This is a genomic window from Streptomyces sp. NPDC043427, from assembly GCF_056436655.1.
On sequence record NZ_JBWKCC010000053.1, the window covers coordinates 15547 to 32623 of the forward strand.

The following is a 17077-nucleotide window of genomic DNA, read 5'->3' on the forward strand; positions in this document are numbered from 1 at the left end:
CTGGCAGGCGCCTTCAGCCGGCCGGCGCCGCGAGCGCGGTGAACACCCCGGGCCGCACCTGCCGGGCCCACTCCCGCTCCTCCAGAGGTTTCGCCTTCGACCGCAGCCCGTCGACCGTCGCCGGGACCGCCTCCAGCCCAAGAGCCACGGCCGGCTGCTGGCGGCGAACACGCCCTCCCGGCCCGCTTCCGACTCCAGCACCGACACAATGCGCTCGTAGTCCGGCGCCAGCACCCGACGCATCCATGCCCTCGGCCCGGTGCGGCACGACCGATCCCGCCACAGCGCTCCGCGGTTCCGCGACCACGCAAGACGGCTCGGCCAGCACCTCAGTCACCGTCACACGGGCATTCACAGCCGCTGAAGGGCAGCTTCCGCCTCGCCGAGCGCAGCCCGCAACCGCGCCACCTCCTCCCGGACCTTCTTCGCCCGAGCCTCCAGCAGACCAAGCACCGACGGCACCAGCCAGCTCCACAAGCGACGCGAGCGGACCAACCACGCCCATCTCTCCCGATGCACAGCGGAGTTCATGCCCACCACAGCTGAACCAACCGATCACGTTCGGAAAGCGGATGGCTTCTCAATGAGCAAGCCGGACGCCTGTCGGCGTCGCCCCGAGGGCGGGAAAATCGGGTGCGGCTGTCTATCGGGTGGGTGCCGGTTGTCACGGTCCGGTCGGTGGCTCTGCTGCTCGTCGAGGGTCCGAGGAGATCGACACCGCCGACAACCCCGATGTTCCGGATCTTCCCCGGGCTGTTGCTGGTGAGCCTGGTTCCGGTCGTGTCCTGGGAAGTGGTGTACGGCTCCCACCTGATCCGGGCGTTTGCGCTGGCGTCGGGGTGAGTGCCCGGATGTGAGAACAGCCACCGGCTGATCTTCGAGTTGTCGAAGGCTCCAAGGAGATCAGCACGATAACCGCACCAGACAGTCGGCCTCTGCACGTCCTCGCGGAAGACGACCTCGCCGCGGCGAGTCCCGAATCACGCCGGCAAGGTCAGTAGCGGGCCGCAGTGCGGTGGGTAGTGGCGAGCGCCCGGTCCACGGCGGCTGACAGTGCGGTGTCGTCCTCATCGGTGCCGGCCCAGGCGACGTGCCCGTCGGGGCGGATGAGGGCGGCGCGCACGGTGGCCCAGGCGGCCGGAGGCCGGTCGAGGGTTACGGTGTGCACCGCGAGCCCCGGCCGCGTCCGCTCCGCCAGGACGCCTGCCGTCAGGTCGAGCAGGAGGTGGCTGTCCGGGCGCAACCGGGAGAACAGGTGGTTCTCGGAGCCGGTGAAGGCCAGGTCGGGGGCGCGGCTGCCGGTGAGTGGGTGGGCGGTCGGGTCCGGCGGGGCGTAGCTGACGGCGAGCGCGGTGAGACGTTCGGACAGGGCCTTGTTGAGCGCCGGCTGGGTGGCGATCATCCTGCTGAACAGGGAGCGCAGGTCGAGGCCTTCGGGGGTGAAGCCGGTCATCAGGGCGGTCTGGGCGCGGCTGTGTTCCATCAACTGGGCGCCTATGGGGTGGCGTTCGGTGTGGTAGGTGTCGAGCAGGTGGTCAATGGCCCAGCCGCACAGGGTGGCGGCGAGTTTCCAGCCGAGGTTGTGCGCGTCCTGGATGCCGACGTTCATTCCGACGCCGCCTGCCGGGAAGTGCTGGTGGGCGGCGTCACCGGCGAGCAGGATCCGGCCTCGCCGGTACTGGGCGGCGAGCCGGGTGGCGTTGCCGAACCGGGAGAGCCAGACCGGGTCGCGCATCCCGAAGTCCTCGCCCGTGATGGCGACGGTCTTGGCCCGTAGCTCCTCCAGGGTGAGGTCGCCGGGCCATTGCGTCGTGAGGCTGTCGGGGCTGACACCGACCACGCGGTACCGCCCACCGGGCAGCGGCGCGACCATCACCCCACCCCGGAGCCCGAAGGTGCTGAACCCGGGTCGCGGCGGGCTGTCAAGGCGTGGACGCCGGTTCCTCGCGTACTCCTTTCCGTCTCGCTCGCCGGACCCGCACCATCTGGCAGTGCTGACACGTCCCGGCTTCGTCGGGGCCGCTTCCACCCTCCCCGGCACCTCCCGGATCAGGCTGCCCCCAGCTTCAACCGCCCTGCTGCGACAGCGCGGCGGTGGTGGTCTTTCACCTCCACTCGAACAACAAGCGCCTCACGGCGCACACTCGGGCAAACACAAGAAGCACGGCATGAACGTGCAGGTCATAGCTGGTCCGAAGGGGCGTCTGATGTGGGCTTCACCAGCCTTGGCCGGCGCCGTCCACGACGTACGGGCCGCGCGCGAGCACGGCATCATCGAGGCACTCTCCGAGGCCGGCATCACCTGCTGGGCAGACAAGGGCTACCAGGGTGCAGGCGGCACGGTCCGTCTCCCTTACCGCGGCCGATGGGACAGCCTCTCCACCGGCCAGCAGGCCGTCAACCGGTCCCACGCAAAGATCCGTGCATTTGTCGAGCAGGCCATTGCCACCCTCAAGTCCTGGCGACTTCTCCGCAAGCTCCGCTGCTCGACGACCCGGATCACGAGCCTCGTCCAAGCCGTCCTAGTCCTCCAGCTCGCCGCCACGTGCTGAGATCAACCCGCAGCATTCACCAGGTCCGTCAATTCGGCCTCGGTCGTCCCCACCCGCAGACGAACGTCGAAGGTGTAACCCTCATCGCAGAACACCAGGTCAAGGTTCATGGGTGTCAGCCCGCGAAAGACGATCGCCAACCAGATCGCGTCTTCCTCCGAGACGTCCATGTACAGGCAGGTACCGTCCTCGTGCAGATACGCCTCACCTGGGCCGTTCTCCGTCTCGAACTGCCATATGCGGCTGCGCACTTCGCTGCGGTGCATCGAGTCGATCTCGACCTCAGACCACCGGGCACGGATCGCGTCTGTCAGACGCATCTCGATCGATGCGCCATCCACCCGCATCACCCTCGACCACCGCCAAGAACGTCATAGCCAGGGTCTACCAGATGTCCGTGACACAGCGCCGATCGGCTGTCGCCTGAAGTTGGAATGGGCTCAATGACTACTGACTTCGGCTCGTCAGGGTGACGCTGGTTCGTCGAGGGCCAGGCCGGTGCCCGCTATGAAGCCGTCGAGGATGCCGGACCGGTACTGAAGGCGCTTGAGCCGGTTGCGTACGAGTGCTTCGAGCCGGTCGAGGGCGACGACGGCGAGGTTGGCCAGGCTTCGCTTGACGTGCGCCCATACCCACTCGACCGGGTTGAGGTCGGGTGAGTAAGCGGGCAGCAGGAATACCGTCAGCCACTCACGCTCGGCGATCAGCTTGCCCATGGCGCGGGAGACGTGGGTGTTCAGGCGGTCCCACACCAGCACGATGGGCGCCTTGACGAGCTGGTGGACGCCGTCGATCAGCGCGATGAAGTCCCGCTCGCCCATGCTGCGACGTTTGCCTTTGCCCGCTCGGTGGGTGCGCAGGCGGTGGCATAGCCGGGTCCGGGAGCCGGGCCGCATGGCGATCATCCCGGCCACGGACAGTCGGCCTGAGCGTCGTCCGCTCACCGTCACCTGCGGGGTGTGGCCGCGCCGGCCCCAGGTGCGTCCCCTGGGCGGTCGGCGGGTGAAGCCTGCCTCGTCCTTGAAGCAGATGTAGCCCCCACAGGCCGCCCGGACTCTTTTACCTCCGCCCAGGTCGCCTCCTTCCACGCGGTGACGGCCTGCTCGTCGCGCTCGGCGACCCGCCGCGCAGGGACCTGCGGGCTGAAGCCGAGCCGGTGCATCAGCCTCGTCGCGCCCGAGACGCTGTAGGAGACGTGAAACTTCCTGCCGATCAGTGTGGCCACCCTCGCCGCGGTCCACACCTGGTCCTCCGTCCAGCCGTGCGCGGCCGGACCCTGCTCGAGATACCTGGCGAGCTTTTCCAGACAGCGTGGCGACAAGCGACACCGGCCCCGCTCGGTCCTCGCGAAAGCAGCTCGTCGGCACCGCCTTGCCGCCACGACTGCTGCCACTGGTAAGCCGACTTCAGACTCACACGCAGCTGCCGGGCCACCTCGGGCGGTTTGACCTGCTGCGCGAACAGCTCCGCCGCCTGTATCCGCACCGCTTCCCGACGCCGCCGTGCTGCAGGCGTCAGCCCGCCCCCATCCGCGTATCTCACACGCCACGGACTACCGACAACACCACACCCGCATCGGCAAGTTCAGCAAACATCACCCTAACGAGCCGAGATCAGTAACTACCGTCGGTAGCTGCTTCAACTAGCTTCACGAGGGGCGCCAGGATCTGTGGCAGTTCGTTCTCGGAGGTGAGCACCGGTTGGTCCTGCCAGGTGTGCTCGGTTCCGGAGTCGATGAAGAGCAGTGAAGTGGCACCCGATTCCCAGAGGAACACCATCCCCGTGCGCTCGTCTGATTCCAGTGTGAGGCTCAGTGCCGTGGCCTTCGGCCGCCCTCGGGATGGGGTTCCTGGGACGGGCCGCTTCACCGCAGAGCTGATCCCACGAGAGCGAAGCTCGTGTTCATGTGCGGCATGCCAGTCCTTGAGCCACTGAGCGATCTCTGACATTGCTCCCCCATGTGGGCCTCGAACGGCCGTCGAACGTGATCGTAAGCCCGACAATCACCGGACGCAGGAACGGCCTTCGTCTGATCATGTGCTCCGACCAAGGTGCACGTGACCAAGACGAAGGCCGTGAGGGTGAGTCTGCTGCCTGGTGCTGTCCGGAGGGAAGCGTTCGCGCAAGCGTCAGCCTTCCGAGGTGAGTTCTATGAGTGTCCGACCGCACGGCGCGACGAGTTGTCCGAGCTGGTGGACGCGGTGCTGTGTGCGGACGGTGCGGTGAAGTCCCCGGTCGACCTGACGCTGCTGCCCGAACATCGACGTGGGCACGGAGCGATGTACGGGCGGCCTGAACCACGGCCGGATCGATGTTGGTCGGTTGCGGACGGTGCTGGCCGGACTGTCGCTGCCTCGGTTCGACGGCGGGCGACTGGTCCTCGCGGTAGATGTGTCGCCGTGGCTTCGCTCGGACGCGCCGTGCTCAGCGGACCGGCTGTTCTGCCACGTCTACGGCCGGGCGAAGACGGCATCGCAGTTCATCCCGGGCTGGCCGTACTCCTTTGTCGCCGTGCTGGAGCCGGGTGCCACCTCTTGGACCGCGATCCTGGACGCGGTCCGGCTGCAACCTGCAGACGACGCGACCGCAGTCACCACCGCCCAGCTCCGAGGAGTCGTTGAACGGCTCGTAGCGGCCGGCCAGTGGCAGAGCGGGGACCCGCATATCGTGATCGTCAGCGACGCCGGCTATGACGTCACCCGCCTGGCCTGGGTCCTGCGCGACCTGCCCGTCGAGCTGGTTGGCCGCGCCCGCTCCGACCGGGTCATGCGCCTGCCCAAGCCGCCTCGCGTCTACGACCCGAAGGGCGGCCGGCCGCCTAAGCACGGCCCGGAATTCCGCTTCGCCAAGCCGGAGACCTGGCCCGAGCCTGCGATCACCACGGTCACCGCGACTACCAACTACGGCAAGGCCGAGACGCAGGCATGGGACCGGGTCCACCCAAGGCTCACCCACCGCTCCTCATGGATCGACCATGACGGTGAACTTCCCCTGGTTGAGGGCACGTTGATCCGGTTGAAGGTCGAGCTGAACCTTCCCCTTGATCGTGGACACCTGGAGACTGGGATCTGAGGTTCCAGAGGGAGTAGCACCAGGTGGGAAGCAAGTACACGAAGCGGTACACCGAAGAGTTCAAGCGGGACGCGATCGCGCTCGTCGACTCCTCGGGCAAGACGGTCACGGCGGTCGCCCGGGAACTGGGCATCAGCTCCGAGTCCCTGCGCGGCTGGTACCGCAAGGCGAAGGCGGAGCAGGGCGAGGGCACTCCCGGCGAATTGAGCAGTGCCGAACGCGAGGAGCTCAAGCGGCTGCGGCGGGAGAACCGCGAGCAGCAGCAGACGATCGAGATCCTGAAAAAAGCGACCGCCTTCTTCGTGAAGGAGAACGACCGGTGAGCGCGCTGTGCCGGTTCATCCATGCGGAGAAGGCGAACTACCCGATCGTTCTGTTGTGCCGGGTGCTGCACGTCGCCCGCTCCTCCTACTACGCGTGGCGCGAGGGCGAGGCCGCCCGCCATGCCCGGCAGGCCGCCGACGACGCGCTCGCGCACGAGATCACGGTGCTGCACGTCGCCTCCCGCCGCACCTACGGTGTCCCGCGCATCCACGCCGAACTGCGGCGTCTGGGGCGGCGGGTGAACCGCAAGCGCATCGCCCGCGTGATGCGCGAGCGCGACATCCGAGGCGTCACCCGGCGCAAGCGCCGCTCGTTGACCCGGCCCGACAAGAAGGCGAAGCCGGGCCCTGGCCTGATCGGCCGCGACTTCCACGCCGAGCGGCCCGGGATCAAGCTGGTCGGCGACATCACCTACCTGCCCACTGCCGAGGGCTGGCTCTACCTCGCCTGCTGGCTGGACCTGGCCACCCGCGAGGTCGTCGGTTATGCCATGGCTGATCACCACCGCGCCGAGCTCGTCGTGGACGCTCTCGACATGGCCCACGGCCGGGGCGGATTGGAGCCAGGCTGCGTGGTTCACAGCGATCGCGGCAGCGAATACACCTCGACCCAATTCTGCGACCGAGTAAGGGAGTTGGGGCTGCGGAACAGCTGCGGACGCACCGGATCATGCTTCGACAACGCTGCCGCGGAGAGTTTCTGGGCCCTGCTCAAGGAAGAGATCGGCACCCGCATCTGGCCCGACCGGGCCACCGCCCGCGCCGAGGTCTTCACCTTCATCGAGACCTTCTACAACCGCCGCCGCCTGCGCAAGCACAAGACCTTCGGCTACCTCACCCCGGCCGAGACCAGGCAGCGGCATCAACACGCCCTCGCGGCATAACCGACGAGTGTCCAAGATCACGGGGAAACTTCAGGTCTCGCGTTTCAGGGACGCGTGGAAGCTTTCGCAGGCCGCGTTGTCGGCGCTGGTGCCAACCGCGCCCATCGACGGTGTAATCCCGAGTTGGTCGCAGAGGCCTGCGAAGGCCCGGGATCCGTACTGGGCCCCGTGGTCGGAGTGGAACACGGCGCCGTCCAGGCGGCCGCGGGTCACGGCTGCCATCCGCAGTGCGTCGGCGACCAGTTCGGTGCGCATGTGGTCGGCGATCGACCAACCGACGACCTTGCGGCTGAAGCAGTCCAGCACGGTCGCGAGATAGAGGAACTCCCCGCCTGCGAGCGGGAGATAGGTGATGTCGCCCATGTACTTCCGCCCTGGCTCGGCGGCGGTGAAGTCCCGCTGGAACAGGTCCGGGACCGGTGAGGCTTCCGGGTCCGGGACGGTGGTGCGCACGCGTCTGCGCAGGCGAATGCCGGTGATGGAGAATGCCCGCATGATCCGGGCGACCCGTTTTTCGTTGACCCGCCGCCCTGTCTCGCGGAGCTCGGCGGTCACGCGCGGGGAGCCGTAGGCGCCGCCGGACTCGCCGTGGACCTCGCGGATCTCCTCGGCCAGGACCCGGTCCCTGTGCTGTCGGGCGTCCCGGGCCTCGGCGCCGGCGAGCCACTTGTAGTAGCTGGACCGGTTCACCTCCAGGACCTGGCAGAGCCGCTTCACCTCGTAGGTGTCCCGGTGGTCGTCAACGAACTGGAAGCGGCTCCTCACCAGTTCGTCTCTCCGGCGAAATACTTGGCCGCCTTGCGGAGGATGTCCCGCTCGGTGGCGAGCTTGCGCTCACTCGCCTCGAGTTCCGCCACCCGGGCCTCCAACTGCCGTACCCGCTCGTCCGGATCAGCGGACGGCACCGCCTGCCGAGGTTGGGCGGCCGGCTTCGCAGCCGCGGCGGTGATGCCACGACGTTCGCCGTCCCGCAGCACCCACTCCCGCAGGGTCGCCCGGTTGACGCCCAAGTCAGCGGCGATGCTCTTGTACGTCGCCCCGGGTGTGGACTCGTACAGGGCCACGGCATCGGCCTTGAACTCGTCCGAGTAGTCCTTCATCGCCATCGGCGGTCTTCTCACTTCCTCCGGATCAAGCAGACCCAGTATCAGCGTGTCCACCACTCAGGGGGAGGCCCCGCTCGGGCTCGTCGTTGCCGACACGTCGCGACAGCATCCGTTCACCATGGGCGTCGAGTGCCACACAGTGATGATGCTCCTTGCCGATGTCGACCCCGGCCCAGATCCTGAACATGGCCGCCTCCGTCAGCTGTTCGTTCTGCGGTCCCGCGGACGGCCTCGCCGACGTTGTCCTAATCCCCATGTAAGGACGGAACGGGCCAGTGCCGGAATGCCTGGACTGTTCGAACAGTAGGGCCGTCATGTCTGACCTCAGCCGGACACTCGGTGTCTCAGAACAGAGCGGCGGATAGCCCTGCGGCTTGTGGTGACCGCCTGGCAGGTGCCGAGCGGATGCCTGAATCACGCCGGGCTTCGACGCCTCGCTGTAGACCGTGCGGCGTTCGGCGCCTTCGTGACCAGTCAGATCACGTTTCGTGGTGTGCTGTGTGGGCGCCGGGTGGACGTCTGACGTTGTCCCGGCCCTGATGCCTATGTGTAGATCGCGCGCTGCCCGGTGTCTACGCAGCGCACCACGATCCGTCAACCCCCCTGCCTTGATCACTCGTTGGTGTTGGTGGTGCGAGCCCGCTGCACGGTGACCTCTTATGAAACCCGAGCCGTCTGAGCTCCCGGATAGACCGAGGCACGTGGAGTGAGCTGGTGCCACGAACGGCTACTGAGGTGGCGGACCGGCCCTTGTGCTGAGTCCTGGGATTAGGTCGCCGCGTGGTTCCGCATGAGCTCGTGACCTGCGCAAACTGCACTACGGGGAGGAACATCTTGATCTACTGCGGCATCGACTGGGCCGAGCGAACGCACGACGTCGCCCTGGTCGACGACAGCGGCCAGTTACTGGCCAAGCGGCACATCACCGACGACGCCGCGGGCTACAAGACCCTGCTGGACCTGCTGGTCGAGTACGGCGACAGCGAGGAAAGCCCGATCCCGGTCGCGATCGAGACCTCACGCGGCCTGCTTGTGGCCGTGCTGCGGGCCGGCAAGCGGCAGGTGTTCGCGATCAACCCGATGGCCGCCGCCCGCTACCGCGACCGGCACTCCGTCTCCCGCAATAAGTCCGACCCCGGTGACGCCCTGGTCCTCGCGAACATCCTGCGCACCGACATGCACGCCCACCGGCCGCTGCCCAACGACAGCGACCTCGGCCGCGCCATCGCCGTCCTCGCCCGTGCTCAGCAGGACTCATTGTGGAACCGCCAGCAGCTGTCCAACCAGCTCCGTTCGCTGCTGCGGGAGTACTACCCGGCCGCCCTGGCGGCCTTCGAGCCCTGGCGCAACGGCCTGTGCCGGCCGGACGCCCGCGAGCTCCTCAAGGCGGCCCCCACACCGGCCCGGGCCGCGCGGCTGACCCGCACGCAGCTGGAGGCCGCGCTCAAGCGGGCCGGCCGCAAGCGCGGCATCCCGGCCGAGGCCGAGCGGCTCCGCGACGTCTTCCGCGACGACTACGCCCACCAGCCGCAGCTCGTCGAGGACGCGCTGGGCAAGCAAATGCTCGCCCTCCTGGTCCAGTTGGAGGCCGCATGCACCGCCGCCGACGACCTCACCGAGGCGGTCGAAGAGGCTTTCCCTCAGCACCCGGACGCTGAGATCATCCTCAGCTTCCCCGGCCTCGGCGTCCAGCCGGCGCCCGGGTGCTCGCCGAGATCGGAGACGACCGGTCCCGCTTCGCGGACGCCCGCGGCCTGAAGGCATACGCAGGCGCCTCGCCCATCACCAGGGCCTCCGGCAAGAAGTCGAGCATCACCCGCCGGTGGGTCAAAAACGACCGGCTCAACGCAGCCGGCTACCTCTGGGCCTTCTCCTCCATCACCGCCTCGCCCGGCGCCAAAACCCACTACCGGCGCCGCCGCGACGAACACGGAGACTGGCACGCCGCCGCCCAGCGCAACCTCTTCAACCGCATGCTCGGGCAGCTCTACTACTGCCTCCAGCACCACACACTGTTCGACGAACACACGGCCTTTCCGACCGCGCTCGCCGCAGCTGCTTGACACGTTGAGCGCCTGAGGTGTCTACACAGCGATCAAGTTGCTTATCCCAATGAGCGGTTGTGACCGTCACGGGCTCCGGGCGGCCAAGTCTTTTCAGCCATCGAGCGGCGACAAGCTGACTGCCATACCCGGAGTCCTCGGGTCCACCGATCCTACGAATGACCGGCGTGGACCCGTGCCAAAACGGTAGGACAAGCTGAGACGCGTCGGCGGCCATAACGCCCTGGGCGATCAGTCGCCAAAAGGCGAACATGTAGCGGCCCGCGAAGTCATCGAACGGGTCCTCCACACAACCGCCCGCCCATTCTCCGGTCTCGGGAGCTGCCTCTGAGCGCCACTGGGAGGCCAGAGTGAGGGCCTTTTTTGCAGTTGCCGGTGTTGCTCGGAGAGATCCGCGAGCGTCTCGGTGCTCTCTTCCGCCAGGCACGCATCGCCGCGCATCCCGTGCATGCCGTCCGGCATCAGCGGGGGGAGCGGGCTTCCAGACGAGCGCGCCTGCGAGACCGCCACCCTCCATTCGGCCGGCTGCACCGGCCCGTCGCGGTCCATGAACGTTGTCACCTGCACACCGGAGTACTGGGCGGTCGGCAGGACTTGATGCTGGGTGATGAACTGCCAGCCGAACGCCTTGGTGTCCGACAGGGATCCGGTGCGGTTGACGATGACGACCGGCTCGGGCAACACCAGCAGACCGGTGGATACGAGGATGTCCCGTTCGCGGTCCAGCGTGCTGAGGTCGGCCGGTTCCAGGGTGGCGGCTGCGGCCATGACCGCAGCATGCGCGGCTGGGGAGATCACGAGGACCTCTGCCTGCCGCAGCAGTTTCCTGATCTGTTGTATCTGCCAAGCGGCAGCCTCCCGGGGGTTCCTGGGGCCATGGCGGCCGATACCCCTGCTTGCCCAGCGTCATCGACAACGCTGCATCCCGCTCCAGGCCCTCGGGCCGTTCGGCCACGTCCGCAAGGTCGCTGTGGAGCAGCACGGTGTGCAGCTCGGCGACGACGTTGTTCATGTTGGAGGCGAGCATCATCTGCACCCACGGGTTACCGGTCAGACACCGCTGAGTCTGCTCCCGCAGACGGTGCGCCGCCCGTGCCTCGCCGACCGCCGTCCACTGCCCGGTTGTGTCCCTGGTGCGCTCCCGCTTGTCCCGGCTCGCCTTCCCCACCCCGCAGCCTCCCCCACTCGACGGCCAGTTACCGAAGCCGTACCAGAGCCCTATGAGCCGGACACGATGCGAACCAGCCGATGACTGCCTGGCAGCGGTGCCGGTGATGAACCGGCGGAACTCGGTCAGTTTCTCTCTGACCACCGCCCGTTCGTATGCCTCCAGCACCGCCCGCTCGGCGCCGAGCTGATAGCCCGTCGCCCTGGTCCAGGTCAGCGGTGGCCAGCCCTTCTCCCCCGCCGAGACCGTCTCCACGGCAACCCGCGGCTACGACGCGGGCAAGAAAATCGACGGACGCAAGCGCCACCTGGTAGTCGACACCCGCCGGCTTCCCCTCATGGTCATAGTCACTCCCGCCGACCTGCACGCTGCAGCAGCGGCGAAGGAAGTTCTCTTCCGCCTACGCCGGGAAGCTCGTCGACTGGGCAAAACAGCACCTCAACCTCACGATCAAGCCCGTCAGCCGTCCCAAGGACCCCTCCGGCTTCGTCGTGCTGCCCGCCGCTGGGTCGTTGAGAGGTCGCTCGCCTGGATGATGCACGCACGCCGCCACGCGAGGGACTACGAACGGCTCATCCAGCACTCCGAGACCCTGATCACCTGGGCCGCCATCACCCTCATGACCAGGCGCCTCGCCCGGAAGGGCGCCACCCCCAGCTGGACAAGAAGGCCGACACAGGCCAGCTGAGCCCTGCTCGTCCATGCCACTGCGATCCACCTGCACATCGACATCATTGAACAGACGGTCAAGCGTCAGCCCTGGTGTCGTACGCCCGCTGGCAGTTCTGGATCTCTCCGCTGTGCTCGACGGTCCAGTCGTAGAGCAGGCCGAACGGCTCGCGCAGGGACTCGCCCAGGGGTGTGAGCGAGTACTCGACGCCGACCGGTGAGGTCGGCAGCACCGTGCGCTGAATCATGCCGTTGCGCTCGAGACGGCGCAGTGTCTGGGTCAGGACACGTTGCGTGATGCCCTCCAGACCTCGCTTCAGTTCATTGAACCGGGTGGGCCGCTCCAGCAGCGCCATCACCATCATCGACCACTTGTCCGCTATCTGGTCGAGGATCGGTCGGCTGGGGCAGTCCGCCCGGAAAACCGTCCGTGTTTCGGCGTCAACGCCGTGCAGATCGGTGTCCTTCATGATCCTAGGTGCTCCCAAAGTGCGTTCTTGACCATCTGGGCGCCGCCGTCGACGGTAGGTATGCATTGCAAACCTACATGCCCAGCGGTAACAAACGGAGAACCTCATGACGAACGATGCCTACTCGACCCTGCGCGTGAGCAGCGAACACGGCGTCGCCCGGATCGTCCTCGACAATCCCCCGGTGAACGCGCTCGGAACGACGATGATGCGTGAGCTGCGGACGGTACTGACGGGCATCAAGGACGATCCTTCCGTCCGCGTGATCGTCTTCTCGAGCGCCGACCCGGAATTCTTCATCGCTCACGTGGACATGCACGTCGGCGAGGAGATGGACGTCCTCCAGGAACTCGCCGCATCCGCGCCGGCGGACGTCAACGTGTTCCAGGCGATCGGTGAGCTGATCCGCCACCAGCCCCAGGTGACCATCGTGAAGCTCGCCGGGAAGGCCCGCGGAGGCGGGGCAGAATTCGTGGCCGCAGCGGACATGACGTTCGCCGCCGTCGAGACCGCTGGACTCGGTCAGATCGAAGCGCTGATGGGCATCATCCCCGGCGGAGGCGGAACGCAGTACCTCCGGGACCGCGTGGGTCGCAACCGCGCACTGGAGGTGATCCTCACCGCCGACTTGTTCGATGCCGAGACCGCAGCGTCCTACGGCTGGATCAACCGGGCCCTGCCGGCCGACGAGCTCGACGAGTACGTTGACCGTGTCGCCCGTAACATCGCCGCGCTGCCCGACGGTGTCATCGAAGCAGCCAAGCACTCGCTGCCCGCCGATGACTTCAAGGAAGGACTCCTGCGTGAGAACCATGCCTGGGCTTCTACGGTCAGTCTGCCGACCGCTCAGCATCTGATCAACAAGGGCCTGCAGGAGGGGGCACAGACACCGGCTGGCGAACGCGACCTTGAGGGACTGATGCGCAGCGTCGCGCGCTGATTGCCGGACGGGCACATGACACATCGCTGAACGCCCCCACAGCCGTCCTGTTCGTCCATCAAGCCATTGAGCTTCCGGTTCGAGTTCGGGTTCGGGTTCGGAAACACGCACTTAGCTTGTCGTTTAACGTCCCAATCCGAATTCGGACTCGAACTTGGTCGCTCAACTGGGCATTCGCCGTACGTGCGGGCGGCCCCGGCCTGATCCTGTGCTCCGACCAAGGACGCACGCGATCAGACCGGGGCCGTGGAGATGAGTGTGTTGCAACAGCCGGACAAGCGGGAGGCGTTGGCGACGCTGTCACGCTTCCGGGCGGCGTTCTACGAGTGTCTGAGCGGACGCGGGGGTGCCCTATTCGAGCTGACGGACGCGCTGCTGTGCACGGACGGCCCGGTGAAGACGCCGGTGGACCTGGCGCTTGCGCCGGAACACCGTCGCGGGCACGGGTCTCTCTACGGCGGGCTGAACCACGGCCGCATCGATGTTGCCCGGCTGCGCCGGGTCCTGGCGGGGCTGCCGCTGCCGAAGGCGGCCGACGGCCGCCTGGTCCTGGCCGTGGACGTCTCACCGTGGCTGCGCCCGGACGCCGCCACCTGCCCGGACCGCTCGTTCTGCCACACCTACGGCCGCGGCGAGGGCAAGCATCAGATGATCCCGGGCTGGCCGTACTCGGTCGTGGCCGCGCTGGAGACCGGCCGCATGTCTTGGACCGCCGTGCTGGACGCCGTCCGGCTGTCGCCTGGGGCCGATGTCGCGGCCGTCACCACCGCCCAGATCCGCGACGTCGTCGAACGGCTTGTGGCCGCCGGCCAGTGGACGGACGGCGACCTGGACATCCTTGTGGTACTGGACGCAGGATACGACGCCCCGCGCATCGCCCACCTGCTCGGCGACCTGCCCGTGGAGGTCCTGGGACGGATGCGCTCCGACCGCGTCCTGCGACGCCCAACCCCGCCACGCGTCTACGACCCCAAGGGTGGGCGGCCGCCCAAGCACGGCAGCGAGTTCGTCTTCGGCGACACCGCCACGTGGGACACCGAGCAGGCCATCACCGTCACCGACACCCGCCTCTACGGCAAGGTGACGGCGCGTGCTTGGGACCGGCTGCATCCGCGGCTGACGAAGCGGGCGGCCTGGCTCGACCACGACGGGCCGCTGCCCATCATCGAGGGCACCGTCATCCGCCTGAACGTCGAGCGTCTCCCCTCCGGCGGGGACAACAAGCCGCTCTGGCTGTGGTGGTCTCGCATCGACGCGACCCCGGCGGATGTCGACCGCTGCTGGCAGGCCTTCCTGCGTCGGTTCGACCTGGAGCACACGTTTCGCCTGTTCAAGCAGACCCTCGGCTGGACAAAGCCACGGCTCCGCATCCCGGAGGCGGCGGACCGCTGGACCTGGCTGGTCATCACCGCCCACACCCAGCTCCGCCTCGCCCGGCCCCTGGCGGTCGACCTTCGCCGGCCGTGGGAGAAGAAGACGGAACCGCACAAGCTCACCCCGGCCCGGGTTCGCCGGGGGTTCCGGAACCTGCACGCGAAGAGCCCTTCACCGGCGAGTGCACCGAAACCCTCCAGGCCTGGCCCGGGACGCCCGGCCGGTTCCAAGAACCGTCGCTCAGCGGCGCGGCACGACGTCGGTCGCGTCCTGGCTACGGGCGAGGCTTACACGCGCCCCTCGCACCACAAGAAGGGAACGAAACCACGACGCGCGGGGTGAACAACACAGCGAGCCTGAGGACCCTGCTGTCATCTCTCGTCGATCACAGGCATTGGGCCTCCATCGCTATGCCACTTCTGGAGGAAGCTCGGCTGCCGTGTCACATCCACCAGCTCGACGCGGCCGCCAATGCTGTCCAAGCGGTGGTAGGCGAAGGGCCGGCCATAGGGGCAGCCGGAGAAGTCGGCGGCGAAACCATCGTTCTCCAGCCGCTGAGAACCCCGCTGGACAGAGCTGGTCCAGTAGCCCAGATGGTCGAACCGAGCTCCTTGCGATGCATCCCAAGGACTACCAGGAGGCCCCTCGATCAGCTCTATGAACGGTGGTCCGCCACGGGTGAAGGCGATGCAATAGTCCCACTCACCAAGTCGATCAGCTACAGGAGCACTCCAGTCCGCTCCCACGGACCTCTCAAGATCCCCCATAGCCCTCTCTATGTCCGGCACGACGAAGCACACATGGTAGAAGGAAGTCATCAGCTCATGATCGAGCAGAGGCCGAAGCGGTGTCTGCTGGTTTCCTGGGCCGGACGTTAAACGACAAGCTTAGAGGCAATGCCGTTGCTTTTGCTGTGGGCGTAGGCTGGTTGGGAGTCGGTGCCGGGGGTGGTGCGGGTGGCTGCAAGTGCGTCTGACTTATCGGGTCTTGGCCTGTTGACCTGGGTGTATCCGCCGGGGTTGGTGGACCGGGTGGTGGCCGCATGCGGACGTTCAGAGCAACGTAGGCGACTGCTTCCTGCGCGGTTGGTCGTGTACTTCGTCTTGGGGCTGGCGCTGTTCTCGCCTGCTCCGTATCTCGAGGTCATGCGACACCTGGTCGCGGGACTGCGGGGCCTGGGGCTGCTGGGTAACTGGCACCTTCCAGCGAAGTCCTCGCTGTTCAGGGCCCGCCAGCGGCTGGGTTCCGAGCCGCTGCAGGTGCTGTTCGCGGCGACCGCGAAGCCGATGGCCACCGAGTCGACCCCCGGTGCGTTCTGGCGGGGATTGCGGCTGCTGGCCGTCGACGGGACCTGCTGGGACGTTGCCGACACCGAAACCAACCAGGCCGCCTTCGGCCGTCCCGGCAACGGCCGCGGAACGGGACGGAGCGCATTCGTCCAGGTGCGGATGGCGGCTCTGGTGGAAGTGGGCAGCCACGCGGTGCTGGACGCGGAACTCGCCGGCTGCCGGACCGGGGAAGTCACCCTCGTCGGCCGCCTGCCCCGTTCCTGCGGTGCGGGCCAGCTGATCCTGGCCGACCGCGAGTTCCTGGGCGTCCCGCTGTGGCGGGCATTCACCGCCACGGGAGCCGACCTGCTGTGGCGGGTGCCCGCCAACCGCGTCCTGCCCGTCCGCAAGCTGCTTCGGGACGGATCATGGCTCTCCGACATCCACGCCGGCACCGACCCAGCCAAACGTGACCCGGCGCAGGTCCGAGTCCTCGCCTACCAGCTGAAAGACACCGGCGGCGCTGCTGCGGCCGACGACTACCGTCTGGTTACCAGTCTTCTGGACCCTCGCCGCTATCCGGCCCGGCAACTGGCCGCGCTCTACCGCGAGCGCTGGGAGATCGAATCCGTCTTCGCCGAGATCAAAACCCACCAGCGTGGTGCGAAGGTCGTGCTCAGCAGTAAGACCCCTGACGGTGTCCTCCAGCAGATCTGGGCCCATCTCCTGTTCCACCATGCGCTGCGGGAACTGATGCTGAGAACCGCTGCCACCCGCCAACTCGACCCCGACCGCATCTCTTTCACCGAAACCCTGCGCTCCGCCCGCCGCAGCGTGACCGTCACCCCGGGCGGCTTTTCCCCCTGAACTCCTGGTCAGAGCACTGCAAGTACTCCAAGAGGACCTCCTGGAAAGATTGCTGCCCGCCAGACGACTCCGCAGCCAGCCCCGTGTTGTGAAGCGCAAGATGTCCAACTACTGGCTCAAGCGAGCCGAGCACCACGCGTGGCCCCAGCCCACCCGCACCGGCACCCAAGCCATCCGCATCAAACGACCCCAACCCGCAGACCCATAAAGCAACGGCATTGCTCTTAGAAGCCGTATCTCAACCGAACGTGATCCCTTGATTCCTGCTGGTCAAGCATGGTTTCGCTCGGGTTGAGGCAGGTATCGCGACGTCTTGTGTCC

12 protein-coding genes and 8 pseudogenes are annotated in these 17077 nt (G+C 67.3%); 10 read left to right on the forward strand and 10 right to left on the reverse strand.

Annotation, left to right across the window (positions count from 1 at the left end; genetic code table 11):
- Positions 1-13: 13 nt before the first annotated feature.
- Positions 14-148, reverse strand: coding sequence for a hypothetical protein (locus tag AC067M_RS44815; protein WP_478702759.1), 135 nt, complete (start codon positions 146-148; stop codon positions 14-16).
- Between the two features lie 530 nt (positions 149-678).
- Between AC067M_RS44815 and AC067M_RS44820 the strand changes: the two genes are divergently transcribed.
- Positions 679-843, forward strand: a complete 165-nt coding sequence (locus AC067M_RS44820) for a hypothetical protein (protein WP_478702760.1) — start codon at positions 679-681, stop codon at positions 841-843.
- 151 nt (positions 844-994) lie between these two features.
- On the opposite strand, the gene AC067M_RS44825 is transcribed toward AC067M_RS44820, so the two are convergent.
- Positions 995-1873 (reverse strand): FAD-dependent monooxygenase, encoded by an 879-nt coding sequence (locus tag AC067M_RS44825; protein ID WP_478702761.1) that lies wholly within the window; start codon positions 1871-1873, stop codon positions 995-997.
- A gap of 268 nt (positions 1874-2141) precedes the next feature.
- Here AC067M_RS44825 and AC067M_RS44830 point away from each other — a divergent pair.
- A pseudogene (locus AC067M_RS44830) lies at positions 2142-2552 on the forward strand (transposase family protein); the annotation flags it as partial.
- 2 nt (positions 2553-2554) lie between these two features.
- On the opposite strand, the gene AC067M_RS44835 reads toward AC067M_RS44830, so the two are convergent.
- Positions 2555-2893, reverse strand: coding sequence for a hypothetical protein (locus tag AC067M_RS44835; protein ID WP_478702762.1), 339 nt, complete (start codon positions 2891-2893; stop codon positions 2555-2557).
- A 123-nt stretch (positions 2894-3016) separates the two neighbouring features.
- Positions 3017-4094 (reverse strand): annotated as a pseudogene (locus AC067M_RS44840) (IS630 family transposase).
- Between the two features lie 539 nt (positions 4095-4633).
- Here AC067M_RS44840 and AC067M_RS44845 point away from each other — a divergent pair.
- From AC067M_RS44845 to AC067M_RS44855, 3 genes and pseudogenes are all read left to right on the forward strand, one after another.
- Positions 4634-5579 (forward strand): annotated as a pseudogene (locus AC067M_RS44845) (transposase); the annotation flags it as partial.
- 68 nt (positions 5580-5647) lie between these two features.
- Positions 5648-5947 carry a transposase gene (locus AC067M_RS44850; RefSeq protein ID WP_046428639.1) on the forward strand — a complete coding sequence of 100 codons (300 nt, stop codon included), beginning with the start codon at positions 5648-5650 and terminating at the stop codon, positions 5945-5947.
- The gene (locus AC067M_RS44855) at positions 5944-6831 is read left to right on the forward strand and encodes an IS3 family transposase (RefSeq protein WP_478702763.1); all 888 of its coding nucleotides are present in this window, start codon (positions 5944-5946) and stop codon (positions 6829-6831) included. The genes AC067M_RS44850 and AC067M_RS44855 overlap by 4 nt, the downstream gene beginning before the upstream one ends.
- Positions 6832-6864: 33 nt before the next feature.
- On the opposite strand, the pseudogene AC067M_RS44860 reads toward AC067M_RS44855, so the two are convergent.
- Both AC067M_RS44860 and AC067M_RS44865 read right to left on the reverse strand, forming a co-directional pair.
- A pseudogene (locus AC067M_RS44860) lies at positions 6865-7937 on the reverse strand (IS3 family transposase); the annotation flags it as partial.
- A gap of 73 nt (positions 7938-8010) precedes the next feature.
- Positions 8011-8124, reverse strand: a pseudogene (locus tag AC067M_RS44865) (IS110 family transposase); the annotation flags it as partial.
- Between the two features lie 647 nt (positions 8125-8771).
- Between AC067M_RS44865 and AC067M_RS44870 the strand changes: the two are divergent.
- Positions 8772-10000 (forward strand): annotated as a pseudogene (locus tag AC067M_RS44870) (IS110 family RNA-guided transposase).
- Between the two features lie 231 nt (positions 10001-10231).
- Here the strand turns inward: AC067M_RS44870 and AC067M_RS44875 are convergent.
- A complete protein-coding gene (locus AC067M_RS44875) occupies positions 10232-10768 on the reverse strand; it encodes a hypothetical protein (protein WP_478702770.1) in 537 nt (178 codons plus the stop codon).
- Positions 10769-11243: 475 nt separating this feature from the next.
- Positions 11244-11408 (reverse strand): annotated as a pseudogene (locus AC067M_RS44880) (RacP protein); the annotation flags it as partial.
- Here AC067M_RS44880 and AC067M_RS44885 point away from each other — a divergent pair.
- Positions 11362-11856: pseudogene (locus tag AC067M_RS44885) on the forward strand (transposase); the annotation flags it as partial. The pseudogenes AC067M_RS44880 and AC067M_RS44885 overlap by 47 nt on opposite strands.
- A 58-nt stretch (positions 11857-11914) precedes the next feature.
- On the opposite strand, the gene AC067M_RS44890 reads toward AC067M_RS44885, so the two are convergent.
- Positions 11915-12307 carry a winged helix-turn-helix transcriptional regulator gene (locus AC067M_RS44890; RefSeq protein ID WP_478702764.1) on the reverse strand — a complete coding sequence of 131 codons (393 nt, stop codon included), beginning with the start codon at positions 12305-12307 and terminating at the stop codon, positions 11915-11917.
- Between the two features lie 106 nt (positions 12308-12413).
- Between AC067M_RS44890 and AC067M_RS44895 the strand changes: the two genes are divergently transcribed.
- Positions 12414-13247: an enoyl-CoA hydratase/isomerase family protein gene (locus AC067M_RS44895; protein ID WP_478702765.1), complete on the forward strand. Its 834-nt coding sequence runs from the start codon at positions 12414-12416 to the stop codon at positions 13245-13247.
- 252 nt (positions 13248-13499) lie between these two features.
- Entirely contained in the window at positions 13500-14963 is a 1464-nt protein-coding gene (locus AC067M_RS44900; RefSeq protein ID WP_478702766.1) for an NF041680 family putative transposase, read from the forward strand.
- Between the two features lie 29 nt (positions 14964-14992).
- On the opposite strand, the gene AC067M_RS44905 is transcribed toward AC067M_RS44900, so the two are convergent.
- Positions 14993-15439: a VOC family protein gene (locus AC067M_RS44905; RefSeq protein WP_478702767.1), complete on the reverse strand. Its 447-nt coding sequence runs from the start codon at positions 15437-15439 to the stop codon at positions 14993-14995.
- A gap of 138 nt (positions 15440-15577) precedes the next feature.
- On the opposite strand from AC067M_RS44905, the gene AC067M_RS44910 reads away from it, so the two are divergent.
- Entirely contained in the window at positions 15578-16756 is a 1179-nt protein-coding gene (locus AC067M_RS44910) for an IS4 family transposase (protein ID WP_478702768.1), read from the forward strand.
- Positions 16757-17077 lie beyond the last annotated feature (321 nt).